This window comes from Skermanella mucosa (genome assembly GCF_016765655.2).
In the GTDB taxonomy this organism is placed as follows: domain Bacteria; phylum Pseudomonadota; class Alphaproteobacteria; order Azospirillales; family Azospirillaceae; genus Skermanella; species Skermanella mucosa.
This window is the reverse complement of sequence record NZ_CP086106.1, coordinates 5,262,503-5,286,929: the sequence shown is the minus strand read 5'-3', so window position 1 is coordinate 5,286,929 and position 24,427 is coordinate 5,262,503. Positions and strand designations below refer to the sequence as shown.

Genomic DNA, 24,427 nt, shown 5'->3' with positions numbered 1-24,427 from the left:
CCTTTTTGGCTGGCGAAGGCCTCAGCGAGCTTCGACGATTTCGTTTTCGATGGCCCGGACGCTATGTGTGTCGTCGAACAGGACGGGGACGCGGTCGAGGACGCTTCGGATGACGTGCGTCCTGCGGTCGGGCTCGCGGGCGAGGGCGAGAGCGAGATCGACATAGTGTCCGTGGTCCCGGGCGACGCAGTCGTCCAGTCCCATCAGGCGGTAGAAGCCGTAGGTGTGGCGGCCGCGCATGAAGGCGCCGGGCCAGGTGACGATCGGGGTGCCCAGCGCGAAGGCCTCCAGGCTGGTGTTGCCGCCGCTGTAGTGCAGCGGGTCGAGCATGACGTCGCTGCACGCCACCAGGCTGAGGAAGTCGGGCAGCGGCATCTGGCGCAGGAAGCGGAAGCGCGCGGCGACGTCCGCTCCGGCGGCGGCGAGCCTGCGGCGCAGCAGGCCGTCCAGGTTGCGGTCTCGCCCCGAGAGCAGGACCACCAGCCCCTGGGGGTCGCGCCGCAGCAGGTCGACCAGGGCTCGGTCGAAGTCGGGATGGATCTTGAACAGGCTCTGCGGGCAGACATAGAGGCGGGCATCGTCGGGCAGGCCGAAGGCCGAGCGCGGCTTGGGCCGGGCGGGCAGGCGGGGCCTTGCGTAGTGCAGGGTGGTCCCGGGCAGGCGGACCAGGCGCTCGGAGTAGTGGCGCTCGGCGCCGTCCGGCTCCATGGCGCCGCACGACAGGAAGCGGTCGAGGTTGCGGATGCCGGTGGTGTCGGGGTGGCCCCAGGTCAGGCACTGCAGCGGGGCGAGCCTGGCGAAGGCGAGGAAGTAGGTCAGGGCCGACATGCCGATGTCGGCGTAGTACAGCACGTCGAGTCGCCGGGCGGCGATGGCGTCGCGGGCGGCCTTGAGGTCGAGGGGCAGCTCGACGGTGGCGTCGGCGGCGCGGACCAGGGCGTGGCGCATGGCGTCGCCGGCGTGGGGGGTGGTGAACAGGGTGACGTGGAAGCGCTCGCGGTCGAGGTTCCGGATCAGGCCGAGGTTGAGCTTGGCGATGGTGTGCTGGTGCCAGTATTGGGAGACGAAGCCGATATGGGTGCGGCCGTCGGGCCGGGGCGGCGGGTCGGCGCGGTCCTGGAGCAGGTCGGGGCAGGCGGCCTCGTACAGGCTGGCGACGGCCCGCTGGAGGGGCAGGTCGTCGGCGGCGTGGTAGGCCAGGTAGAAGCAGGTCTGGCCGACCTGGGCGAGTGGGTCGTGCAACCGGATGCCGCGTTCGGCCAGCCGCGCCACGCCGTCCGCCAGCCGCTCGCGGACCTCGCGGATATGCGCCTCCGACTCCGGGATGATCGGGAGAGACAGCGCCATCCTGACCTCCAGCCCGGGGTCGCCACCCAGCTTCCAGGCCTGCCGGAACGAGGCCCTGGCCTCTTCGGTCAAGCCCTGCTGGCGGAGCGCGATCCCGGCGCCGGCAAAGGAGGCCGGATCGGCCGGCCGGACATGGGCCGCCCGGCGGAACTGCGCCAGCGCCTCCAGGAACCGGCCCTGCTCGATCAACGCATTGCCCAGGTTGACCAGGGCCGGCGCGTGGTCGGGCCGAAGCGCCATGGCCGTGCCCGCCGCCGCGGCGGCTTCCGCGATCCGGCCGCGCTCGTGCAGCGCATTGCCCAGGTTGCACCAGATCTCAGGATCGCCCGCCCGCAGGGCAAGGGCTTGGCGATAGGCCCGGATCGCCTCCTCGAAGCGGCCGAGGCCGGTAAAGGCGTTTCCCAGGTTGAACCAGGCTTCCACGAATCCGGGCTCCAGGGCGATCGCGCGCCGGTAAGCGACCAGCGCGTCCTCCGTCCGGGCGAGGCGCCGCAGGGCCATGCCGAGGTCGCACCAGCCGTCGGCGTCGTCGGGCGCCAGGACAAGGGTCCGGCGGTAGCAGCCCGCCGCCTCCTCGACGCGTCCCTGATCCTCCAGCGCGGTGCCCAGGGCACGGTGGAGGGAGGCCATCGAACCGTCCAGGACCAGGGCCTGGCGATAAAGGACCTCGGCTTTGTCGGGTCTCCCCTCGGCCTGATGCCGGCGGGCTACCGCTGCAAGCTGTTCTATCAAGGACTTCACCTTCCCTGACGGGGGTTCCGAAGGCCGCCGGTGCGCGCCATGGTCGTGCTGGTCGGTGCGGTGCGGTCCGCTTGACCCCCGGGGCCGGTCGCGTCATCTTGCCCATGCGGGACTGATCCGAAGGAAGCAGCATGAGCTACGAACAGGTCGAGCAGGCTTGGCAACTGAGCGAAGCCGCCCGGGAAAAAGCCGGGACCCTGGGCGACGATCCCTCCCCGGCGGATTACTGGACCGGCTTCTTCAGCGGGTCCGACCAGGTGGATGTGGAGCGGACGCTCCGCGAGGGCGGCGACCCGCCGAGCCGGATCTTCCTGAAATCGCCTTACGGCCTGCGCTGGCGGCCGGAGGAGAAGGACTGGATCCCCTTCCGCCACGGGCCCGTGGAGCCGCTGCCGGTGTAGCGCCACGCCGGTTCAGGCCCGCCTGGCTTCCTGCCAGCCGGGCTGGTCGAGGAAGCGATCCTCGTGCTTCATCACGGCGTCGGCCAGCTTCAGGGCCTGGTAGTATTCGCCCCGCTCCACCAGGGACCGTATCGACTCCAGTGTTTCCTTGATCGCCGGGATCGTCGTCGCCTCGTGGAAATCGTCGACGAAGCCTTCCAGGGTTTCGAGCAGCGGCGGCCGTTCCTGGTCGGTCGCCATGTATGAGTTCTGGATCATGAAATAGATCCGCCGCGCCGGAGTCGACGCGGCCTGCGGCGGCATGATGTGCTTTTCCGTCAGGAACGAGACGTTGTTCAGGAAGATCAGAGTGCAGCGGCCATCGGCCTGGATCAGGGCGCCGTTGACGACGATGCGTTCTTCCGGCGCCAGGCGAATCTTCAACGACACTGCGGATACCCATGTGGAAGTGGTCGGTCGGCGAGCACAGTAGCATTTCACGCACGCGGACACAGCACTTAGGTGCCTGAATTCGACCGGGCGCCGATTGGCTCCCGGTCGAGTTCAACCTTAACGAAATATTAACGATCCGTCAGGCCTTACCGGAGGCCCAGCAGTTCGGTCAGCATCTGGTCGGCCGTGCTGATGATCTTGGTGCCGGCCGAGTAGGCCCGCTGGGTCACGATCATGCGCGAGAACTCGTCGGCCAGGTCCACGTTGGAGGCTTCCAGCGAGGAGGTCGCGATCTTGCCGGCTCCGGCGGTCCCGGCCTCGCGCAGGTTGTAGGCGCCGCTCTGGCTGGTCTGGATATAGACGTTGCCGCTGCGCTCCTGCAGGCCATTGGGGTTCGTGAAGGTGGCGACCGGCACCCGCGCCAGGTTCTGGGTCAGGCCGTTGCTGAAGCTGGCGACCACGTTGCCGTCGGCGTCGATCGAGATGCCGGTCCGCAGCCCGAGTTCGGCGCCGTCCTGATTGATCGTGCCGACGCTGTAGTCGGACGCGGACTGGGTGAAGCCCGTGATGTCGATCGTGATGTCCTGGGTGGCATCGGAGTTGTTGGCCCAGTCGATGTCGGTCAGGTTCAGCTGCAGGTTGCCATCCGGGTCGCCGGCCGGGTCGAGCACCATGTCGGTCGGGTTGGCCGCCTGGGTGGCGACGGCGTCGATCTTGCCGTTGGTCCCGAACACCAGGGTCATGGACGTGGTCGGGGTCGCCAGCGTGCCGCCGGCCGGATCGCTGATGTCGAGGGTCCAGGTGTTGGCGGTGGTGGTCGCCGTGAAGTCGAGCGCCAGCTGCTGGGCTTGGCCGAGCGAGTCGTAGACGGTCATGCTGCGGCTGAAGTGCGGGCCGGCCAGTCCGGTGTTCTGGCGCGCGTCGAGGTTGAGCACCACGTCCGCCTGGGTGGTCTGCTTGGTCCGGCCGGACTCGAAACCGACGCTGACCGGTGTCAGGCTGGCCACGTCGGCGGTGGCGTTCACCAGTTCGCCGTCGTCGCCGATCTCCCAGCCCATCAGGTAGTAGCCGTTGGAGTTCCGCAGGAAACCGTTCTCGTCCTCCGAGAAGGAGCCGGCGCGGGTATAGAGCGTCTCCTGCGTGCTGCTGCCGTTCGGGCTCGCCTGGACCACGAAGAAGCCCGAGCCGGAGATCGCGACGTCGGTCGAGGACGCGCTCTGCTGCAGGATACCCTGCTGGTTGACCGTCTGCTCGGTCGAGGCGCGCACGCCGCCGGGCGAATAGACCGTGCTGCGGCTGGCCTGGGTGACCAGGCTGGAGAAGGCCGCCTCGTTCCGCTTATAGCCGACGGTGTTCACGTTGGAGATGTTGTTGGCGATCATGCTCATCGACTGGCTCTGCGCGCTCAGGGCGGAAACGCCGGTGAAGAGGGATCCGAACAGGCTCATGATACTCTCCTTGGTCTTTGCTGCGGCCTGCTACGCCTGGGCGGAGGCCGGAAGGGATGGGATCGGTCGAAGGGCTGTGGGTGTGGTGGATCAGGCGGCCGCCGCGGTCGGCTGGCGGGCGGAAACGACGTCCTCCATCCTGATCGGCACGTTGCCCATCAGCAGGGTGGTGTTGCCGTTGCCCGACTCGATGCCGGAGACGCGGCCGTAGACGGAGGTCTTGGCGGTGAGCATTTTGCCGTCGGCGTTGGGTGCCACCACCGAGAGGGTGTAGTTTCCGGCCGGCGCTGCGGACCCGTCGTTCTTCTTGCCGTCCCAGGTCAGCTCCTGGCGGTTGGCCGAGCGCGACCCGTCGAAGGTCCGGACCACGACGCCCTTCTCGTTCTTGATCTGGATCGCCGTGGAGGTCGAGGCCTCCGGCAGGGTGTAGGACATCCTGGCCGAGCTTCCATCGAACGTGAAGGCGTTGCCGCTGGCCTCGACGTCGAGTCCGATGAACCCGAGCGACGCCTGGGTCTGGTTGTTGGTCTGCATGGTCAGCAGCTTTTCCAGCTTGTCGTTCTGGCTGATCTGCTGCTCGACCTGGCTGAACTGCACCAGCTGGTTGGTGAACTCGGTCGATTCCATCGGAGACAGCGGGTCCTGGTTCTGCATCTGGGTGGTCAGCAGCTTGAGGAAGCTGTCATAGTCCTGGGTCAGCTTGGCGCGGGACGCCTCGGTCTTCGTGGTGGCCGCGGCGGTCGTCTGGGCCGCGGTCTGGGCGGTGCCGTTGATCGTCGTCATGGTCGTTCTCCTGCTCGCGCTCAGATGCGGATGTCGAGACGGCTGCGGCTGGCGCCGCCGGGCTTGTACTGGGTCGCGGTGGCGGCCGCTAAACTGAGATCTTCCTCGATCCCGCCGAAATTCCGGCCTCGGCGGTCGGCCGGCTGGGTGTAGCCGGCGAACTGGCGCTGGTTGCCGCCCTGTCCCTTCAGGTCGAAGCTCAGGCTGCCCGCGTCGGTCCGCAGCCCGGCGTCGGCCAGGGCGCGCTCCAGCGTGCGCTGGTCCTTCTGGAGCATTTCCAGGGTCTCCGGACGTTCTGCCCGGATCGAGGCCTGCACCCGGCCGTCGGCGCCGAAGTCCAGCTTGACCTCGACATCGCCCAGATCGACCGGCTTCAGGTTGATGACCATCTGGTCGATCCGGCCGGCTGCCGCCTTGCCGATCTGGACCGAGACCTGCTCGGCCGGAGTATGGGGCATCGGGCTCCGGGGATGGCCGGGGGTGGTGCGGTCCGCCGCCTCGGTGTCGGCCGGGCCGGGTGCGGAGGCCTGCACCGCCGGGGCGGGGTCGGCTTCCGGCTCCACCGGCACGGCATTGCCGTTGCCCGCCGTGGCCAGCGCATCCTCGAAGCTGACGGCCTCCTTGGCGCCGCGCTCCCTGACCGCGGGACCACCTTCGGCCGGAGCCGCCGCGGGACCGCCGGCCGGGCGGGCCGACGCGGTATCCTCCGTCCCGGCGTCATCGGGACGGGAGGTCTCGGCGTCGGCAGCGTCGCCGGCCTGCCGCAGGGCGGCACGCTCGTGACGGTCGGCCTGGCGCGCCGCCTGCCGGCTGCCGTGGCTGTCCTCCTGGTCCGCCTCTTCGGACATCGGGTCGCCTCCGGCCGGATCTTCCGATGCGGTCGCGGCGGCGAGCGCGGCTCCGTCCGTCGTGGCGCCCTCAGCCGGAGCTTCGGCGGTCTCCAGGCGGTTCGCGACCGGGGCGGCAGGGGAGGCGGCGACCGGCTGGCGCTCAGGCTGCGGCTGTTGGACGGCGGTTTCGCGGATGGTCGGCGCCACCGTTTCCGGCTGGCGCTCCGCCTTCGCCGGCTGCTGCGCGGCGGACTCGCGCGCCGCCGGATCGCGGGACACCTGGACCACCACCGGATCCTCCGGATCACGGCGCGCGGCGATGCCGGCTTCCTGCTCCGGCTTCGGCTGCGCGGCTTCCCCCTGCGCCTTGGACTGCGCCGCGGGACGGGCTGCGGCCTGAAGCCTGGCCTTGCCCTCGTCGACCAGCTTCGCCAGGACTTCCTCGTCCAGCGGCGCGTCGCCGTCCTGGGCATCGGCATCCGCCGCCGCGGCATCCTCGTCGGCGTCCTGGCCCGCTTGCGGCGCCATGCCCTTGACGGGCAGCTCGGGGCGCTGGGCCGGCGGCATCGGGAACATGCCGGGCAGGGCGGGCGGCAGCGGATCGGCGTCGGACGCATCGGCCGGGGGTACCGGGGCACCGGCGTCGGCGGAGAGGCCGCCGGCCGCGGGGCCGGTCTCGACCGGCTGCTGCTGCGGCACCATCAGGTTGGAGAACAGGCCGGGCGCGATCAGGCTCAGCAGGCCGTCCGGCAGGGCGCCGGCATCCTGTTCGGCCGCGTCGGCATCCTCCATCGTCGCGGGTTCGGCGGAAGCCTGCTGGGCGAAGGGCTGGGGGGTCATGAGATTGGCGACCAGCGCGAGGAAGCCGCCGTCCGCGGTCCCGCCGGCCGTGGGGGCCGCAGCGGCTGCGCCGGCGCTCCCGGTTGATGCCGCCTGGGGCATCGTTATGGTTTGGGTGATCTCCACGGCATCCTCGCTGGCTGTACGGGATCATGTGAAGCAAACCGCGGGCCAACCTCTAAATACCTGAATTTATTGAGTTTTATAGAAGGTAGGAAATTGCGGTCCAGGCCGTGTCGGGAAGATTTTGCCCGGTACCCGGCAGGGCGTTCCCGGTTGCGCCAGCGGTGGGAAAAAAGGCGGGCGGGACACCGCCCGGCGTCCCGCCCGCCTTCCCGGAAGGTGAAGGGTCCCCGGGACCGTTCACAGCGTCGTGTTGACGGCGACCGAGAGCGCCTGGGGCGCCCTGCCGGTGGGGTAGCGGGCGCTCGGCTTGCCGTAGCCGGCGACGGAATGCTGCTGCCGGTTCTGCTTGGTCACGTCGACGACCATGTCGATCACCCGCTTGGTGGCCTCCTCGGCGGTCTTCAGGGCCGCCAGGTTGGCCTCGGCGATCCCGTTCAGGCGGTTCCACAGCGCCTCCAGCCGTTGCCGGAGCGTCAAGTCCACTCCCGCCACCACCGCCTTGTTGTGGCGAAGCACCTTCAGCTGGTGGTCCAGCCTGCCGGCCAGCGCGGTCTTGGCGTCGCCCAGCCCGGCGACCTCCTCCAGCCGGCTGGCCTTGACCGCCTCCGTCTCCCGCTCCAGCAGGGCGGCGTAGGCTTCCATCGTCTCGCAGGTCTGTGCGACCGCGGTTGATGCCTCCATCATTCAAACCTCCTGCATCTTCAGCATGGCCTGCTTCACCTGGTCGGCGATGCCGAGCTGGCCGCTCTGGGTGATCATCTTGCCGTACTCGTTGATCATCAGGCCTCGGAACATCTCCTCGCCGTTGCCGCCGCCGAAATAACCGTCGGTCTCGATGCCCTGCCACATCTGGCTCAGCATCTGGGACACGAACTGCGCCTCGAACTCGCCGGCCGCCTTCGCGACCGCCTTGTCGTCCGCTCCGGCCCGGGGACGGGCCGGGGGCGCCTGGTTGGCGAGGCCCGCGGAGGCGAGCGCCGGAGGAGTCAGGGTGCCGTCCATCACATCACCTCGATTTCGGCCTGCAGCGCGCCGGCCGCCTTGATCGACTGCAGGATGCTGATCATGTCGCGCGGGCCGATGCCCAGCGCGTTCAGGCTCTCGACCAGTTCCTGCAGGCTGACGCCGTTGGACATGATCGCCAGCCGATTGTTCGACTGCTCGTCGACCTGGATGTTGGTCTGCGGGGTCACCACGGTCTGGCCGCCGGCCAGCGGGTTGGGCTGGGACACCTGCGGGTTCTCCGTGATGCGGATGGTCAGGTTGCCCTGGGCGATCGCCACCGTGCTGATCCGGACGTTCTCGCCCATCACGATCACGCCCGACTTCTCGTCGATCACGACGCGGGCCGGCTGGTCGGGGGTGACGCGGAGCTGTTCGATCTCCGTCATCAGGCCCACGATGTCGCCGCGCCGCATCTGGGGCACGGTCACGACGACGGCGGACGGGTCGGTCGCCCGCGCCGTGTTCGCCCCGTACACGCCGTTGATCGCCTGGGCGACGCGCTGCGCGGTGGTGAAGTCGGGGTTGCGCAGCGACAGCCGCAGGACCGGCAGTTCCGCCAGGGAGAACTCGATCTCGCGCTCGACGATGGCCCCGGCGGAGATCCTGCCGGAGGTCGGCACGCCGCGGGTCACCGAGGCGCCCTGGCCGGCCGCGCTGAAGCCGCTGACCGCCAGCGGCCCCTGGGCCACCGCATAGACCTCGCCGTCGGCGCCCAGCATCGGGGTGACCAGCAGGGTCCCGCCGAGCAGGCTCTTGGCATCGCCCAGCGCCGACACGACGGCGTCGATCCGGCTGCCCTGGGCCGCGAAGGCGGGCAAGGTGCCGGTCACCATCACCGCGGCGACGTTGCGGGTCTTCATGGACTGGCCGCGGGTGTTGACGCCCAGCCGCTCCAGCATGCCGATCAGGCTCTGCTCGGTGAAGGGCGAGTTGTTCAGGCTGTCGCCGGTGCCGTTCAGCCCGACCACCAGGCCGTAGCCGATCAGCATGTTCTCGCGCACCCCCTCGACATCGACGATGTCCTTGATGCGCGAGCTGGCCTGGGCCGGGCCGGCGCCCGCCACGACCACCGCCGCGATGCCCAATGCCAGGATGGCCCGGACGGCATTCCGGAAGCGGGTCCGGAGCGGCGTCCGAGTCGCGGCGTCTCGGAGGGGGAACGGTGTCATGGCGGGTCGGCTCCTCTACTGTCGTCCCTCTCCCTAGCGAATTGCGTGCCAGTCTCCGGAAACCCGCGCCGCCACCGGAGGGCGTCCGGCCGGGATCGGCCGTGCGGCAAGGAGTGCCGGTCTACCCCGGCAATTCCTGCCGCCCTCCCGCCCTGTGATCAAGCTACGCCCGTTAACCGGGTATTAAGGTAGATCTGACCACTCTCTGAAATCGGTATTGGAGCATCTTGTGCCATGAAAGTCGAAGGTCCCGGTTCCCTGCGCAACAGCGGTGCGGCAAAACGCACCGGCCGTTCCGACGGCAGCCTGGCGAGCGCCTTCGCCCGGGCCCTGCACGGCACCGACGACGCGGCGGCTTCGGGCGTCAACGGTGCCCAGGCGGCCGGTGCGATCAACCCGCTCCTCAACCTACAGGAGGTGGAGGATTCGACCAGCGGCCCGTCCAAGGCGAAGGCCCGGGCGGAGGAGCTGCTGGACCGGCTGGACGAGATCAGGCACGCCCTGCTGTCCGGCGGCCTGCCGGAGTCGAAACTCAATGCCCTTCAGCAGGTGGCCCAAAGTCACCGCGCGGAAGTCGATGATCCCCGTCTCGTGGAGATTCTGGACGAAATCGACCTTAGGGCGCAGGTCGAGCTTGCCAAGCTGTCGCCCAGAGGGTAGCTCATCCCCCCAGGATTTCGCCATTTTTCCAAAGGCTTGTATCCGGTCGAGAAGCCCATCCGCGATGGTTGCGGTGGGGCTTGCCGATCCATATACTCCGCGCCGTTTCGGCAGCCATCCGGTTTGGGTGTTAGAGGATGTCGTCACCGTTTCCGCCGCCTGACTATAGGCCGTCCGAGGACGAGCCTTTCATGAACCCCCAGATGACGGAGTATTTCCGTCGGAAGCTGCTGAAGTGGCGTTCGGAGCTCCTCCACGAGTCGGAGGAGACGCTGCAAAGCCTACAGGAAGGCGGGCTTCAAGAAGCCGACATCGCCGACCGGGCCTCGCTCGAAACCGACCGTTCGCTTGAGCTGCGGACCCGCGACCGCGAGCGCAAGCTGATCTCCAAGATCGACGCGGCGCTGGAGCGCATCGAGGACGGGAGCTACGGCTACTGCGAGGAGACCGGGGAGCCGATCAGCATCCGGCGGCTGGAGGCGCGTCCCATCGCGACGCTGAGCCTCGAAGCCCAGGAAAGGCATGAACGGCTGGAACGTACTCACCGTGACGATTAGCCGCCCGGCCCTCCGTCTCGTCGCCTGCGTCCTGGCGCTCGCCGCCGCCTCGTGCCCGCCGGCTTTGGCCCAGGTGCCCGGTCAGGGGCGCGAGAGCGCCGTGCTGGAAGGCGTCAACATGGCCGTGGTGATGCCGGTCGACCTGGCCTCCAGCGCCGCCAACGCCGAATGCGGCCTGACCGAGCAGCTGGTCAACGAGTCGATCCAGCTCACCGTCCAGTCCGCCGGCCTGCGGACCGAACTGCTGTCCCAGGCCCAGCCCTTCACCACGGTGACTCCGGGCGTCTACCTGATCCCGACCATCGCGACGCTGCGGGACAGCTCGTCCCTGTGCGTGACCTGGCTGAGCCTGAAGGCCCAGTCGGCGCATACCCTGACGCTCCCCTCGACCCAGCAGCGCAAGACGGTCCAGGTGCTCTACTGGGACCGCGGCATGCTGCTGAGCACGCCGCGCGGCAGCCATGCCGGCGCGGTCGCCGCCGGCCTGCGCCAGCTCGCCGCCGACTTCGGGGAGCAGTGGCGGCGCGACCAGCGTTAGAGCGGCTTCCGACCAGGTCGAACCGCTCCGGTCCATGCAGCCTGCCGTTCCACTCGCCGCGATGCGTCGGGCCACGGTCCAAGCTACGGTTTGATGCAGGGCGAAGGTGATGGGAGCCGTTGATCGTAGGTTGGGCCGTGGCCCAACGCATCGGTCCGGCTCCCCCGGGCGGATCGACCTGATCGGTCACAGTGGAGTGAAACCTGGATTGAGACTGGGAAAATGATGACCTCGACTTTGGCCATCCTAAATGGGACTACGAGCGGCTTCGGATTGGTTTTGATAGGTCAGGGGGCATAAGCGGCGGCCTGGACGAGCCTGACGTAGACGGTGCGAGGAATTTGGACGGTTTCGCCGGGATCCAGGGCTGTGACGAAATTCAGGTCGGTCCACAGGGCGATGCGTACGGCAGCCAGGGCGTCGGCGAAGGTCGGGGCGGTCTTGGGGTACCAGGCCGCCCGGCGCGGGGTCAGGTCGAGTTGGCCGGCGAAGGCCTGGACATGGAGCGCGACCAGCGAGTACAGGCCGAACAGCACCGGGGTGGTGCGGAACACCGCCTTGTCGGCGTGCTGGCGCTGGGTCTCGACGCCGAGGTGGGCGCGCGCCTCTTCATAGGTGAGTTCCATCAGCCAGCGCCTGGAGAACCAGCCGAGGATGACCAGCGGGTCGGCCGTCAAGTCGGTGCACGCCAACGCGTCGGGGTCGCGCTTGGACCCGGGATAGCGCACCAGGATCCAGCGGACCGCGACCGGCGGCTCCCCCGGGTGGTGCCACAGCGCGGTGCCGGAGATGAACTCCGCCTCCCGCGCGTGGCGACGCCCGGTGCGGACCAGCAGGGCGAAGCGCTGCCAGGGCTCGCCCGCGTCGTGCCGCCGCTTGGCCAGCTTGGTTTGGGCCTTGCCCTTGGTGGCGGGCCGACCGCCCCGGCCGGGCGGGCGCGGGGCCGGAAGTCGAACAGCCGGGCGTCCAGGCGGAGCCGGGTCACCACGGTCATTGCGCGGCCCAACTCGCGCAGCAGGCCGACCGAGGCGAACTCGCCGTCCATCACCGCGACCATGGCGCGCCCCGGCAGCCAGCGCCGCACCAGGCGCAGCAGGCTGAGCGCCCACGCCGTGACCGGCCGGTATCGCCGGCCCTCGGCCTGGCAGAAGGCTTGGCTCGGCGCCAGCGCGCTGAGCATCGGCAGCGCCCAGACCTTGCGGGCGAACGGCACCTCGGCCAGCAGCATGGCCGAGACCCAGCGCAGGCCGCGGCTGGTGACCTTGCGCCCGCGAGGAGCGCACCGGGTCGTAGTAGTGTGCCGCCGGCCGGACCCGGGGACCGCGCCGGCGCTCCAGGGTGTGGTCGAGCCCGACCACCACCGGGCCGAGCAGGGCGAACACGCGCACCAGCGCCCGGGTGAGCCGCCGGGCCAGCGCCAGCCCGGACCACACGTCGCGGCTGAGCACCCGGTGGAAGGTGGCGAAATCGGCCCGTCCGGCCAGGCCGAGCGCGCGTAGCGCGCCGGCCACGGTGCGCGGGCCAAGCGCCAGCAGGGCGCCGACCGCCAGCGCGGCGGCCTGGGGCCGGCAGGTCGGCGAGAACACAGCGAGCGCCGGGGCGAGCCAGCGGCAGAACGCCTCGGGCAGCGGCGGGTCAGGGCGGTCCATGGTCCCCTCCGGGCGGTTGGAGTGTTGGACCCAACAGTCCCGCCCCGCGGAGATCGCCATGGCCGCCAAGACCGACCCCGTGCTCCAGCGCATCCACGCCCACCCCTGGCCGCAAGGTGGCGTCCGCGCCCGGCGCGCCGGTCACGGCTACTCGCTGGTCAGCACCCGCACCGGCGCGCCGGTCGCCCGCCTGTGCCCGACCGGCGAGGACGACGAGGTCGAGGTCCTCTGGTGGCGACGCGACGCCTGGGGACCCGCCGGTCCCTTCGGCGCCATCATGCCCCTTGATGACGCCCTCGACTTCATCGCCGAGGAACCCTTCTTCTGGATCAGGGCCTGATCAAAGTCCCATTTAGGATGGCCAAAGTCGAGATGACATAGGATTACGATTCCGCCCTGCGGATGTCGTCGCCATTGCCCTTCTCATGGCTTGCCACCCTCTGCAGAACCCGCGAATGATGACCTCGACTTTGGCCATCCTAAATGGGACTTTGATCAGGCCCTGATCCAGAAGAAGGGTTCCTCGGCGATGAAGTCGAGGGCGTCATCAAGGGGCATGATGGCGCCGAAGGGACCGGCGGGTCCCCAGGCGTCGCGTCGCCACCAGAGGACTCGACCTCGTCGTCCTCGCCGGTCGGGCACAGGCGGGCGACCGGCGCGCCGGTGCGGGTGCTGACCAGCGAGTAGCCGTGACCGGCGCGCCGGGCGCGGACGCCACCTTGCGGCCAGGGGTGGGCGTGGATGCGCTGGAGCACGGGGTCGGTCTTGGCGGCCATGGCGATCTCCGCGGGGCGGGACTGTTGGGTCCAACACTCCAACCGCCCGGAGGGGACCATGGACCGCCCTGACCCGCCGCTGCCCGAGGCGTTCTGCCGCTGGCTCGCCCCGGCGCTCGCTGTGTTCTCGCCGACCTGCCGGCCCCAGGCCGCCGCGCTGGCGGTCGGCGCCCTGCTGGCGCTTGGCCCGCGCACCGTGGCCGGCGCGCTACGCGCGCTCGGCCTGGCCGGACGGGCCGATTTCGCCACCTTCCACCGGGTGCTCAGCCGCGACGTGTGGTCCGGGCTGGCGCTGGCCCGGCGGCTCACCCGGGCGCTGGTGCGCGTGTTCGCCCGCTCGGCCCGGTGGTGGTCGGGCTCGACCACACCCTGGAGCGCCGCGCGCGGTCCCGGGTCCGGCCGGCGGCACACTACTACGACCCGGTGCGCTCCTCGCGCGGGCGCAAGGTCACCAGCCGCGGCCTGCGCTGGGTCTCGGCCATGCTGCTGGCCGAGGTGCCGTTCGCCCGCAAGGTCTGGGCGCTGCCGATGCTCAGCGCGCTGGCGCCGAGCCAAGCCTTCTGCCAGGCCGAGGGCCGGCGATACCGGCCGGTCACGGCGTGGGCGCTCAGCCTGCTGCGCCTGGTGCGGCGCTGGCTGCCGGGGCGCGCCATGGTCGCGGTGATGGACGGCGAGTTCGCCTCGGTCGGCCTGCTGCGCGAGTTGGGCCGCGCAATGACCGTGGTGACCCGGCTCCGCCTGGACGCCCGGCTGTTCGACTTCCCGGCCCCGCGCCCGCCCGGCCGGGGCGGTCGGCCCGCCACCAAGGGCAAGGCCCAAACCAAGCTGGCCAAGCGGCGGCACGACGCGGGCGAGCCCTGGCAGCGCTTCGCCCTGCTGGTCCGCACCGGGCGTCGCCACGCGCGGGAGGCGGAGTTCATCTCCGGCACCGCGCTGTGGCACCACCCGGGGGAGCCGCCGGTCGCGGTCCGCTGGATCCTGGTGCGCTATCCCGGGTCCAAGCGCGACCCCGACGCGTTGGCGTGCACCGACTTGACGGCCGACCCGCTGGTCATCCTCGGCTGGTTCTCCAGGCGCTGGCTGATGGAACTCACCTATGAAGAGGCGCGCGCCCACCTCGGCGTCGAGACCCAGCGCCAGCACGCCGACAAGGCGGTGTTCCGCACCACCCCGGTGCTGTTCGGCCTGTACTCGCTGGTCGCGCTCCATGTCCAGGCCTTCGCCGGCCAACTCGACCTGACCCCGCGCCGGGCGGCCTGGTACCCCAAGACCGCCCCGACCTTCGCCGACGCCCTGGCTGCCGTACGCATCGCCCTGTGGACCGACCTGAATTTCGTCACAGCCCTGGATCCCGGCGAAACCGTCCAAATTCCTCGCACCGTCTACGTCAGGCTCGTCCAGGCCGCCGCTTATGCCCCCTGACCTATCAAAACCAATCCGAAGCCGCTCGTAGTCCCATTTAGGATGGCCAAAGTCGAGATGACATATCATGACGGTTCCGCCGCTCCGGCGCGCTACAGCAATTTCCGACCGGGTTGACCCGCTCCACTCGTCGCCATGCGTTGGGCCACGGCCCAACCTAAGATTGACGGCCTTCATCACCCCTGCCCTGCGTAAAACCTTGGGTTGGGCAGCCGCCCAACGCATCGAAAAACATGAAGTGGGGAACCATCCGTTCCCGCCGAGCCATCGGAGGATTCCCCCGCCAAACTTCGCGGGTCGAACTTGGCGGGTTGAACTTCATGGGGTTCGCCGGCCGACGAATCATCCTCTAGACTGTTGGTGTTGGATCATTGATCCATCCCGTTTCGCTGCCCGGAAGCTTACATGACGTTCCGATCGATTTATCAGCACGGCTTTGCGCGCGTCGCCTCCTGCACCATGCGTTGCTCGCTGGCCGATCCCGCCGGAAATGCCGAAGCCGTCCTGCGCGTCGCCCGGACCTGCCATGACCGCTCGGCGGCGCTGGCGCTGTTCCCGGAACTTGCGCTGTCCGGCTACGCGATCGACGACCTGTTCCATCAGGACTCCCTCCTGGACGCGGTCGAGCGCGCGGTCGAAACCGTGGTCGCCGGGTCCAAGGACTTGCTGCCGCTCCTGCTGGTCGGGGCGCCGCTGCGCCACGCCGGGCGCGTCTACAACTGCGGGTTGGCGATCCATCGCGGCCGCCTGCTGGGCGTCGTCCCCAAGATCCACCTGCCCAATTACCGCGAATTCTACGAGAAGCGCTATTTCGCGTCGGGCGCTGGCACCGGCGGCGGCGAGATCCGGGTCGCCGGGCAGAACGTGCCGTTCGGCCCCGACCTGCTGTTCACCGCAGAGGACCTGCAAGGTTTCACCGTACACGTGGAGGTCTGCGAGGACCTGTGGGTGCCGGTGCCGCCCAGCTCCGCGGGCGCCCTGGCCGGGGCCACCGTGCTGGCCAACCTGTCGGCCAGCAACATCACGATCGGCAAGGCCGACACCCGCCGCCTGCTGTGCCAGTCCCAGTCGGAGCGGTGCATCGCGGCCTATCTCTATTCCGCCGCGGGGGCGGGCGAATCGACCACCGACCTCGCCTGGGACGGCCAGACCTCGATCTACGAGAACGGCGCCGTTTTGACCGAGACCGGCCGCTTCCCGACCGGCGACCAGATCGCCGTGGCCGACATCGACCTGGACCGCATCCGCCAGGAGCGGATCCGGATGGGCAGCTTCGACGACAACCGCCGCTACCAGGACGTCATCGCCGCCGACTTCCGCACGGTCCGTTTCCGGTTGGACCCGCCCTCGGCCGATATCGGCCTGGAGCGGCGGGTCGAGCGCTTCCCCTTCGTGCCGGCCGACCCGGCGCGGCTGGAGCAGGACTGCTACGAGGCCTACAACATCCAGGTCGCCGGGCTGGTCCAGCGGCTTCGCGCGATCGGCTGCGAGCATCCGGTGATCGGTGTGTCCGGCGGCCTCGATTCGACCCACGCCCTGATCGTGGTGGCCCGCGCCATGGACCGGCTCGGGCTGCCGCGGTCCGGCATCCTGGCCTACACGATGCCGGGCTTCGCGACCAGCGACCACACCAAGGGCAACGCGGTCCGGCTGATGGAGTCGCTCGGCGTCACCTGGCGCGAGCTGGACATCCGCCCGGCGGCCCGGCAGATGCTGTCCGACATGAAGCACCCGTTCGCCGGCGGCGAGCCGGTCTACGACGTGACCTTCGAGAACGTCCAGGCGGGCCTGCGGACCGACTACCTGTTCCGGCTGGCCAACCAGAACAACGGCATCGTGGTCGGCACCGGCGACCTGTCGGAGCTGGCGCTGGGCTGGTGCACCTACGGCGTCGGCGACCAGATGGCGCACTACAATGTCAATTCCGGCGTGCCCAAGACCCTGATCCAACACCTGATCCGCTGGGTCAGCGCGTCCGGCCAGTTCGAGTCGGACGTGTCCGAGACCCTGGACGCCATTCTCGGCACCGAGATCTCGCCCGAGCTGGTGCCGGTCGAGCCCGGCCAGACGCCGCAAAGCACCGAGGCCAAGGTCGGTCCCTACGAGCTTCAGGACTTCAACCTGTACTACACGCTTCGCTTCGGCTACCGGCCGGCCAAGATCGCCTTCCTGGCCCTGCATGCCTGGAGCGACACGGAGCGGGGCGCGTGGCCCCCGGGCTTCCCGCCGGAGCGGCGGCGCAGCTACGAACTGCCGCAGATCCGGCAATGGCTGGAGGTCTTCATCCGCCGTTTCTTCGGCTTCAGCCAGTTCAAGCGGTCGGCCATGCCCAACGGACCCAAGGTGAGCGGCGGCGGGTCGCTGTCGCCGCGCGGCGACTGGCGGGCGCCTTCGGACTCGACCGCCCGCACCTGGCTCGACGACCTGGAGCGCAACGTTCCCCGGTCATAAGCTGAACGCCCGGTCCCGCCAACGATCCGATATGGTGACAATCTCAACGGCAACCGCCATGATCCCCCGGCATATCGGCCAATGGTAGACAGTCCGACAGGACTGCATATTGAGAGGGGACTGCCGTGAGCTTCATGACAAGAAAAAGCCGTCTGGCGATCGGGGCGATGCTCGGAGCCATCGCGCTCGGCACCACCGTCGCCATGGCCCAGGCGCCGGCCTTCTTCCGCATCGGGACGGGCGGCACCGCGGGCACCTATTATCCCGTGGGCGGCCTGATCGCCAACACGATCTCGGCGACCGGCGGCGGCGTGCCCGGGCTGGTGGCGACCGCCGTGTCGTCCAACGGCTCCGTCGCCAACATCAGCGCCGTCAACGGCGGCTCGCTCGAGTCGGGCTTCTCGCAGTCCGACGTGGCCTACTGGGCCTATACCGGCACCGGCCTGTTCGAAGGCAAGGGCAAGATCGAGAACCTGCGCGCCATCGCCACCCTGTATCCCGAGACGATCCACCTCGTCGCGACCAAGGATTCCGGCATCAAGTCGGTCGCGGACCTCAAGGGCAAGCGGGTGTCGCTGGACGAGCCCGGTTCGGGCACGCTGGTCGACGCGCGGATCGTGCTCGGCGCCTACGGGCTGACCGAGAAGGACGTGAAGGCCGAATATCTCAAGCCGGGTCCGGCGGGCGATCGCCTCCGCGACGGCGCGCTGGACGCCTATTTCTTCGTCGGCGGCTACCCGACCGGCGCCATTTCCGAGCTGGCGACCTCCAGCGGGATCACCCTGGTGCCGATCGCCGGCCCGCAGGCCGACAAGCTGCTGTCCGAGTACCAGTTCTTCTCCAAGGACACGGTACCCGCCGGGACCTACCGCGACGTCCCGGAAACCCAGACCATCTCGGTCAACGCCCAGTGGGTCACCAGCGCCAAGCAGCCGGAAGAGCTGGTCTACAACATCGTCAAGGCGATGTGGAGCGACAGCGCCCGCGCGGCCCTGGACGCCGGTCATGCCAAGGGCAAGCTGATCACCCTGGAGAATGCGACCAGCGGCATCGCGATCCCGCTGCATCCGGGTGCCGAGAAGTTCTACCGCGAGAAGGGCGTGCTGAAGCAGTAGCCGCCCCGGACCCCCGCCCTCGCCCTCACTCTCGTAGGGGGAGGGCGGGGGTCCGTCCTGTTGGGATCCTGTCGAAATCATGATTCTGGAATACCGATGAGCGACCCGTCGCGCGAACAGCCGCACCTCACCAAGTCCTCGCTCGAACTCGACCCGGAAAAGGCGAAGGAGCTTGAGGAGAAATTCGACAGCGAGATCCGCTTCCGGCCGCTGGCGCCCGCCGCCGGCTGGCTGGTCGGCGGGCTTCTCGTGGCGCTGTCGCTGTTCCACTATTACACGGCGGGCTTCGGGCTGCTGTCGGAGATGGCCCACCGCGGCATCCATCTCTCCTTCGTGCTGGGACTGGTGTTCCTGGTCTTCCCGCTCTCCAAGCGGGGCTACGACCAGCCGGCCCGCGGCACGGTCCTGCGGCCGCTCGGCATCTCGCTGCCGGATTGGGCGCTCGCCATCGGTGCCGTCGTCGCCGTGCTGCACGTTCCGCTGATTCCCCTGGACGACCTGGCCTTCCGGGTCGGCAACCCGACCACGACCGACGTGGTGCTGGGCGGACTCCTGATCGTCGTCCTGCTGGAGGCGACCCGCCGCTCGGTCGGCTGGCCCTTGCCGATCATAGCGTCGCTGTTCATGGGCTATGCGATCTGGGGACCCTCGATGCCCGGCATCCTGGTCCATCCCGGTGCCAGCTTTTCCCAGCTCGTCGACCACCTGTACCTGACCACCCAGGGCATCTACGGCATAGCGCTGGGCGTGGTCGCGACCTACGTCTTCCATTTCGTGCTGTTCGGCGTGCTTGCCACCCGCATCGGCCTGGGCCAGCTTTTCCTCGACTGCGCCGCGTGGGTCGCGGGACGCTATGCCGGCGGCCCGGCCAAGGTGTCGATCTTCGGTTCCGCCCTGTTCGGCATGATTTCCGGCTCGTCGGTCGCCAACACGGTCACCGTCGGCTCCCTGACCATCCCGGCGATGATCCGGCTGGGCTACAAGCCGCATTTCGCCGGTGCCGTCGAGGCGACCGCGTCCACCGGCGGCCAGATCACCCCGCCGATCATGGGGGCCGCCGCCTTCCTGATGATCGAGTTCCTGGGGCTGCCCTACACCACGATCATCATCGCGGCGATCGTCCCGGCCTTCATGCATTTCTTCGGCGTGCTGATCCAAGTCCATTTCGAGGCGAAGCGCACCGGCCTGCGCGGCCTGCGCCCGGACGAGATGCCGGACGTCAAGGCGGCGCTCAGGCGCGACTGGCCGACGGTGATCCCGCTGATCGTCCTGGTCGGCATCCTGCTGGCCGGCTACACCCCGTACCTGGCGGCCTTCTGGGGCATCACGCTGTGCATCGCGGTCGGATTGCTGAACCCACGCAACCGCATGAGCATCCCGGACCTGGTGATCGATCTGCGCGACGGCGCCAAGTACGCGCTGGCCGTGGGAGCGGCCGCGGCGACGGTCGGGATCATCGTCGGCGTGGTCACCCTGACCGGCGTCGGCTTCAAGATCTCCTTCATCGTCACCTCCACCGCCGGCGAGATGGCCGGTTGGGTCGGGGCGTTCCTGCCGGCGGGCTGGACGGCGCCGCAGACGCTGACCCTGCTGTTCACCCTGATCATGACCGGCATCGTCTGCATCCTGATGGGCTGCGGCATCCCGACGACGGCCAACTACATCATCATGGCGACCATCGCCGCCCCGACGCTGGGTTTGCTCGGCGTGGCGCCGATCGTGGCCCATTTCTTCGTCTTCTACTACGGCGTGCTGGCCGACATCACGCCTCCGGTGGCGCTGGCGGCCTATGCCGCCGCCGGCATGGCGGGCGCCGATCCGTTCAAGACCGGCAACACGGCCTTCCGCCTGGGGCTGGGCAAGGCGCTGGTGCCCTTCGTCTTCGTCTTCTCGCCCTCGCTGCTGCTGGTCGCCCCCGGCTTCACCTGGACCGACTTCATCATCGCCTTCGTCGGGTGCATCGTCGGCATCACCTGCCTGGGTGCTGCCCTGGCCGGCTGGATGTTCACCACGGCCCGGATGTGGGAACGGGTGCTGCTGGCCCTGGCGGCGATCCTGCTGGTCGCGCCGGAACTCTATTCCACGCTCGCGGGCCTGGCTCTCCTGGCACCGGTGCTGGTGCGCCAGATCACGGTTTGGCGGGCGGAGACGCCCGCCGCGGCCTAACCATCGGGTAGGCTCGGGAAGCATTGCGGTTCCTGTCGAACCAAGCCCCCGTCCGAGTGTTCTCCTCTGCAAGGCATCGAGTCCTGCATGAGGAGAACGCCCGTGGCGGAAGTCAGCGACAATCAAGCGCATAACCGATACGAGATGGACGTGAACGGCACCGTGGCCTTCATGGACTACCGGCTGAAGGACGGCGTCATCGCCCTTGTCCATACCGAGGTGCCCGAGTCCCTGTCCGGACAAGGCGTCGGGTCGAAGCTGGTGCGCGGCGTGCTGGACGACGTCCGCGGCCGGGGCCTCAAGGTCGAGCCTTACTGCACTTTCGTGCAGGGCTATGTGGAACGCCATTCCGAGTACCAGGATCTCGTCCTGCCGATCCGCTAAGCACCGCCGTCAGACGACAATAAGATCAGGGGAGGATACATGACGGATGGAACTGCCAGCCGCCGCATTGCCATGCCCGCGTCCGAGCCGGACCTGGATACGGAATTTCTCAAGGACGTCCTCGACGGGCTGGGCCGGCCGGTCAAGACCCTGCCGGCCAAGTATTTCTACGATCAGCGGGGATCGCGGCTGTTCGACCGGATCTGCGAACTGGAGGAATATTATCCGACCCGCACTGAGACGGCCATCCTCGCCCGCCACGCCGGCGATATCGCCGAAAGGGTCGGTCGGGGCGTGACTCTGCTGGAACTGGGCAGCGGATCGAGCGTCAAGGTGCGCCTGCTGCTCGATGTGCTGGACCAGCCCGCGGCCTACGTCCCGGTCGACATCTCCGGAGCTCATCTGGAAGCATCGGCCGCCCGGCTGGCCGCCGATTACCCGGATATACCCGTCTCGCCGATCCATGCCGACTACAACCAGGCCTTCCCTCTTTCCGTGAAGGGCGGGCCGGAACGCACCCTGGCTTTCTTCCCCGGCTCGACGATCGGCAACTTCTCGCCGGAGGAAGCGCGGGCATTCCTGGCGCGACTGGGCCGGCAACTCGGTCCGGGAAGCAGGCTGCTGATCGGGGTGGACCTGAAGAAGGACGTCGGGCGACTGGAGGCGGCGTACGACGACGCCGCCGGAGTGACCGCCGCGTTCAACCTGAACCTGCTGGAGCGGATCAACCGCGAGCTGGACGGCACGTTCGACATCGCGGCCTTCGCCCATCGCGCCTTCTACAACGGGGACCTCGGGAGGATCGAAATGCACCTGGAGAGCCTGAGGCCCCAGACCGCCCTGGTCGCGGGCGTCCCCTTCCGTTTCCAGGCGGGCGAGACCATCCACACGGAGGTCTCGCACAAATACACGGTGGAGGAGTTTCGAAGCCTGGGGCGCGACGCCGGATGGCTTGCCGACGAGACCTGGACGGATGGCGAACCCCTGTTCAGCATCCATCTGCTGACCTTCCAAGCGCCGGTTCGGTTTCATCGGTCTCGGGACGCTTGACGCTCGATCTCGTTCCGGTTTGAAGATGTCGATCTCGCCATCTCAGCCCTCCTGCTGCGGCTCGGGTCCACATGTGGAGTCCCTCTTGGTCATTCTCTCCCGAGATACCGGCGCCATGGTGCGGGCGAACTCGTACAGGGCCTCCGGCACCACATGGTCCTGTGACGAAACGCATCGGCATTCATGGGGCGAACGAACTTCTCTTCGACGGGCCACCCCTGAGGCTTTTCAACGCGCCCGGAAATCCGCCGGAGTCCAGTTCATCGGCTCGGAACGCGTAGGATTGGCCCGATACCAGGATACAGCCCGATGAGCGCCCTTCCATTCGACACCCTGAAGCTGGCGCGGGCGCTTCGCGACAAGGCGAAGCTCACGCCCGAACAGGCTGAAGGTGTCGCCGATGCCCTCGCGGAGGCCTTCCGCGACGACATCGCGACCAGGCGGGACCTGAAGGAGATGGAACAGCCGATCACCATCAAGATCGGAATGATGGTCGTCGCCCTCGGCGGATTCCTGGCGGCGGTCAAATTCTTCGACTGAAGGGTTCTTCGACTGAAGGGTTCTGCGGCTGAAGGGTGAACCCCATGCAATGGAGCGGTCGGACTTCGGTGACCGCATTCCGACCACCGCCGGCGAAGGGGAGCATCGAAAAGCGCCTTCCGCCGTGGATGCGACATGGCGGAAGGCGCTCCTTGTTATAACCGGCCCTTCGGAACCATTCGTCAGAACGGCATGATGATATCGAAGATCTGCTGGCCGTAGCGGGGCTGCTGGACGTCGGTGATCTGGCCGCGGCCGCCGTAGGAGATGCGGGCTTCGGCGATCTTCTCATAGCTGATCGAGTTGGCCGAGCTGATGTCCTCCGGCCGGATCACGCCGGCCAGCAGCAGTTCGCGGACCTCGAAGTTGACCCGGACTTCCTGGCGGCCCTGGAGCACCAGGTTGCCGTTGGGCAGCACGTCGGTGATCAGAGCCGCGACCTGGAGGGTGATCGTCTCCCGGCGGTTGATCTGGCCGGTGCCCTTGTTGCTGGTGTCGCTGCTCAGGCCCAGCAGGTTCTCGCGTCCGCCCGGCTCGTACTGGGTCGAGTTGCCGTCCAGCTTGCCTTCCAGCAGCGCCTTGGCGGCGCTGGTCCCGGGCAGCACCTTGTTCAGGTCGAAGCCGAAGATCTCCGGCATGCCCGCGTTCTCGCTGTTGGCCCGGGTGCGGGTGGTCTGGTTGTTCATCTGGGCCTGGTCGTTGATGTTGATCGTCACCGTCAGGATGTCGCCGACCCGGCTCGCCCGCTGGTCCTTGAAGAAGGCCCGGGCACCCGAGCGCCACAGCGAGTTGGCCTCCCGCACGCCGGTCTGCGGCGCCGGCATCGGCAGGCTGACCGGAACGAAGCCGGGGGCGCGGTTCGGGTTCTCGATGTGCGACAGGGCCGGCGCGCTGCCCACTTCGGACAGGCGGCTGGTGGCGTTGCAGGCGGAGAGCGAAGCGGCGGCGGCGGCGATCAGGGCGATGCGGGCGAGCGGCGACATGGCGGTATTCCTTGGGACGGCGGAGATTTCGGCAGGAGGTCAGTTCAGGACGGTGGCGCCGGGCCGGGTGACGGAGACCTGGTTGGGGCCGACCACGACCGCCTCGACGGTGCGGTTGCTCATGGTGTTGACGACGCGGATCACCGCCCCGTCGGACCCTCCCTCCAGGGCCTTGCCCTGGGCGGTCAGCATCATCGACTTGTGCTGCAGCACCATGGTGACCAGCGCGCCCTTGGCGACGACCTGCGGCTGCTGGAGGTCCCGGGCGCGGACCGGCGTGTCGGCGGAGATCTGGCGGCGCGGGGTCTGGCCGACCAACTCGTCGGCGTCGCGGAGCAGCTCGGCGCCTATCCGGTTCATCCGCACCTCGGTGTAGCCGATGTCGGAAGCCGTGATGACTTCGCCGGGCTTGATCCGGCGGGTCAGCACCGGGACCTCGACGATCGCGGCGGCACGGCCGGAGATGGCGGTGCGGCCTTGTTCCGGCCCCTCTGCGGGGGCGACCACGACCGCGCTAAAGCGGCCCTGGATCTGGTCGTAGGTCACGGATTCGAGCTTCAGGGTCGCCGGCTGGTCGCTCGGCAGGTGCAGCTCCAGCAGCTTGTTGTCCAGGTCGACGTCCAGCCGGTCGGCTTCCGACCGGGCGGCCAGCTCCTGCGCCACCACGTCGCGGATCCGTTCGGCGCCGACGACCGTGCTGCCGCGGGTCAGGACCACCCGGTCGTACTGGCTGGCCGGACGCCAGTCCAGCTGGTGGAAGGAGGCGAGCCGGACCAGGAAGCCGGCGTCGTAGCTGGCGCGGCGGCCCGGCGCGGGAGCGCGCCCGACCGGCTGCCCGGCCTTGTCCCCGACGTCGTCGAACAGGTCGCCCAGATGGACGGTGTCGCCGTCGACGGTGGCGTCGGTCCGCAGGGTCGCTGCGTCGACCGGCACGGCGGCGGTGAAGGACAGCGCCGCGGTGAGGGAGGCGGACAGGGCGATCAGGGAGAGCTTGTTCATCTATCGGTCCTCCGC

23 protein-coding genes and 1 pseudogene are annotated in these 24,427 nt (G+C 68.9%); 13 read left to right on the top strand and 11 right to left on the bottom strand.

All coding sequences use genetic code 11. The features are described from left to right. Positions 1-21: 21 nt before the first annotated feature. The gene (locus tag JL100_RS24510; protein ID WP_202680506.1) at positions 22-2,079 is read right to left on the bottom strand and encodes an O-linked N-acetylglucosamine transferase, SPINDLY family protein; all 2,058 of its coding nucleotides are present in this window, start codon (positions 2,077-2,079) and stop codon (positions 22-24) included. Positions 2,080-2,219: 140 nt separating this feature from the next. On the opposite strand from JL100_RS24510, the gene JL100_RS24505 reads away from it, so the two are divergent. Then, positions 2,220-2,489: a hypothetical protein gene (locus JL100_RS24505; protein WP_202680505.1), complete on the top strand. Its 270-nt coding sequence runs from the start codon at positions 2,220-2,222 to the stop codon at positions 2,487-2,489. 12 nt (positions 2,490-2,501) lie between these two features. On the opposite strand, the gene JL100_RS24500 is transcribed toward JL100_RS24505, so the two are convergent. The 7 genes from JL100_RS24500 to JL100_RS24470 form a co-directional block, all read right to left on the bottom strand. Beyond that, positions 2,502-2,918, bottom strand: a complete 417-nt coding sequence (locus tag JL100_RS24500) for a flagellar biosynthesis repressor FlbT (protein WP_202680504.1) — start codon at positions 2,916-2,918, stop codon at positions 2,502-2,504. A 149-nt stretch (positions 2,919-3,067) separates the two neighbouring features. Further along, positions 3,068-4,369 carry a flagellar hook protein FlgE gene (gene flgE / locus JL100_RS24495; RefSeq protein WP_202680503.1) on the bottom strand — a complete coding sequence of 434 codons (1,302 nt, stop codon included), beginning with the start codon at positions 4,367-4,369 and terminating at the stop codon, positions 3,068-3,070. A 90-nt stretch (positions 4,370-4,459) separates the two neighbouring features. Continuing rightward, positions 4,460-5,152, bottom strand: coding sequence for a flagellar hook assembly protein FlgD (locus JL100_RS24490; protein ID WP_202680502.1), 693 nt, complete (start codon positions 5,150-5,152; stop codon positions 4,460-4,462). Between the two features lie 20 nt (positions 5,153-5,172). Beyond that, positions 5,173-6,948 carry a flagellar hook-length control protein FliK gene (locus tag JL100_RS24485; RefSeq protein ID WP_202680501.1) on the bottom strand — a complete coding sequence of 592 codons (1,776 nt, stop codon included), beginning with the start codon at positions 6,946-6,948 and terminating at the stop codon, positions 5,173-5,175. 237 nt (positions 6,949-7,185) lie between these two features. After that, a complete protein-coding gene (locus tag JL100_RS24480) occupies positions 7,186-7,632 on the bottom strand; it encodes a hypothetical protein (RefSeq protein WP_202680500.1) in 447 nt (148 codons plus the stop codon). Beyond that, positions 7,633-7,950, bottom strand: coding sequence for a rod-binding protein (locus JL100_RS24475; RefSeq protein ID WP_202680499.1), 318 nt, complete (start codon positions 7,948-7,950; stop codon positions 7,633-7,635). It lies immediately after the preceding gene. Further along, positions 7,950-9,122, bottom strand: a complete 1,173-nt coding sequence (locus JL100_RS24470; RefSeq protein WP_202680498.1) for a flagellar basal body P-ring protein FlgI — start codon at positions 9,120-9,122, stop codon at positions 7,950-7,952. The genes JL100_RS24475 and JL100_RS24470 overlap by 1 nt, the downstream gene beginning before the upstream one ends. Positions 9,123-9,356: 234 nt before the next feature. Here JL100_RS24470 and JL100_RS24465 point away from each other — a divergent pair, with 234 nt between their 5' ends. The 3 genes from JL100_RS24465 to JL100_RS24455 all read left to right on the top strand — a co-directional run bounded on the left by JL100_RS24465 (position 9,357) and on the right by JL100_RS24455 (position 10,877). Next, positions 9,357-9,782 (top strand): flagellar assembly protein FliX, encoded by a 426-nt coding sequence (locus JL100_RS24465; protein ID WP_201074276.1) that lies wholly within the window; start codon positions 9,357-9,359, stop codon positions 9,780-9,782. A gap of 137 nt (positions 9,783-9,919) precedes the next feature. Beyond that, positions 9,920-10,339, top strand: coding sequence for an RNA polymerase-binding protein DksA (gene dksA, locus JL100_RS24460; protein ID WP_158047149.1), 420 nt, complete (start codon positions 9,920-9,922; stop codon positions 10,337-10,339). Beyond that, positions 10,329-10,877 carry a hypothetical protein gene (locus tag JL100_RS24455; RefSeq protein WP_202680497.1) on the top strand — a complete coding sequence of 183 codons (549 nt, stop codon included), beginning with the start codon at positions 10,329-10,331 and terminating at the stop codon, positions 10,875-10,877. The genes dksA and JL100_RS24455 overlap by 11 nt, the downstream gene beginning before the upstream one ends. A 287-nt stretch (positions 10,878-11,164) precedes the next feature. Here the strand turns inward: JL100_RS24455 and JL100_RS24450 are convergent, their stop codons facing one another. Further along, the gene (locus JL100_RS24450) at positions 11,165-12,526 is read right to left on the bottom strand and encodes a transposase (protein ID WP_228420883.1); all 1,362 of its coding nucleotides are present in this window, start codon (positions 12,524-12,526) and stop codon (positions 11,165-11,167) included. A 58-nt stretch (positions 12,527-12,584) separates the two neighbouring features. Here JL100_RS24450 and JL100_RS24445 point away from each other — a divergent pair, with 58 nt between their 5' ends. The 9 genes and pseudogenes from JL100_RS24445 to JL100_RS24405 all read left to right on the top strand — a co-directional run bounded on the left by JL100_RS24445 (position 12,585) and on the right by JL100_RS24405 (position 22,430). Then, the gene (locus JL100_RS24445; RefSeq protein ID WP_202685820.1) at positions 12,585-12,866 is read left to right on the top strand and encodes a hypothetical protein; all 282 of its coding nucleotides are present in this window, start codon (positions 12,585-12,587) and stop codon (positions 12,864-12,866) included. Between the two features lie 401 nt (positions 12,867-13,267). Then, positions 13,268-13,633 (top strand): annotated as a pseudogene (locus tag JL100_RS36890) (hypothetical protein); the annotation flags it as partial. Between the two features lie 17 nt (positions 13,634-13,650). After that, positions 13,651-14,724, top strand: a complete 1,074-nt coding sequence (locus JL100_RS24435) for an IS701 family transposase (protein WP_228420881.1) — start codon at positions 13,651-13,653, stop codon at positions 14,722-14,724. Positions 14,725-15,129: 405 nt separating this feature from the next. Then, positions 15,130-17,175 carry an NAD(+) synthase gene (locus tag JL100_RS24430; protein ID WP_202684139.1) on the top strand — a complete coding sequence of 682 codons (2,046 nt, stop codon included), beginning with the start codon at positions 15,130-15,132 and terminating at the stop codon, positions 17,173-17,175. 134 nt (positions 17,176-17,309) lie between these two features. Continuing rightward, the gene (locus JL100_RS24425; protein WP_211113173.1) at positions 17,310-18,290 is read left to right on the top strand and encodes a TAXI family TRAP transporter solute-binding subunit; all 981 of its coding nucleotides are present in this window, start codon (positions 17,310-17,312) and stop codon (positions 18,288-18,290) included. Between the two features lie 96 nt (positions 18,291-18,386). After that, positions 18,387-20,456 carry a TRAP transporter permease gene (locus tag JL100_RS24420; RefSeq protein WP_202684137.1) on the top strand — a complete coding sequence of 690 codons (2,070 nt, stop codon included), beginning with the start codon at positions 18,387-18,389 and terminating at the stop codon, positions 20,454-20,456. Positions 20,457-20,558: 102 nt separating this feature from the next. Continuing rightward, a complete protein-coding gene (locus tag JL100_RS24415) occupies positions 20,559-20,840 on the top strand; it encodes a GNAT family N-acetyltransferase (RefSeq protein ID WP_228420880.1) in 282 nt (93 codons plus the stop codon). Positions 20,841-20,879: 39 nt separating this feature from the next. Further along, positions 20,880-21,890 carry an L-histidine N(alpha)-methyltransferase gene (gene egtD, locus JL100_RS24410; RefSeq protein ID WP_202684135.1) on the top strand — a complete coding sequence of 337 codons (1,011 nt, stop codon included), beginning with the start codon at positions 20,880-20,882 and terminating at the stop codon, positions 21,888-21,890. Between the two features lie 309 nt (positions 21,891-22,199). Next, positions 22,200-22,430 carry a hypothetical protein gene (locus JL100_RS24405; protein WP_202684134.1) on the top strand — a complete coding sequence of 77 codons (231 nt, stop codon included), beginning with the start codon at positions 22,200-22,202 and terminating at the stop codon, positions 22,428-22,430. Between the two features lie 182 nt (positions 22,431-22,612). On the opposite strand, the gene flgH is transcribed toward JL100_RS24405, so the two are convergent. Next, on the bottom strand, positions 22,613-23,413 hold the full coding sequence (flgH, locus tag JL100_RS24400; protein WP_202684133.1) for a flagellar basal body L-ring protein FlgH: 801 nt from the start codon (positions 23,411-23,413) through the stop codon (positions 22,613-22,615). Positions 23,414-23,452: 39 nt separating this feature from the next. Further along, entirely contained in the window at positions 23,453-24,412 is a 960-nt protein-coding gene (gene flgA, locus JL100_RS24395) for a flagellar basal body P-ring formation chaperone FlgA (protein ID WP_202684132.1), read from the bottom strand. Between the last annotated feature and the right edge of the window lie 15 nt (positions 24,413-24,427).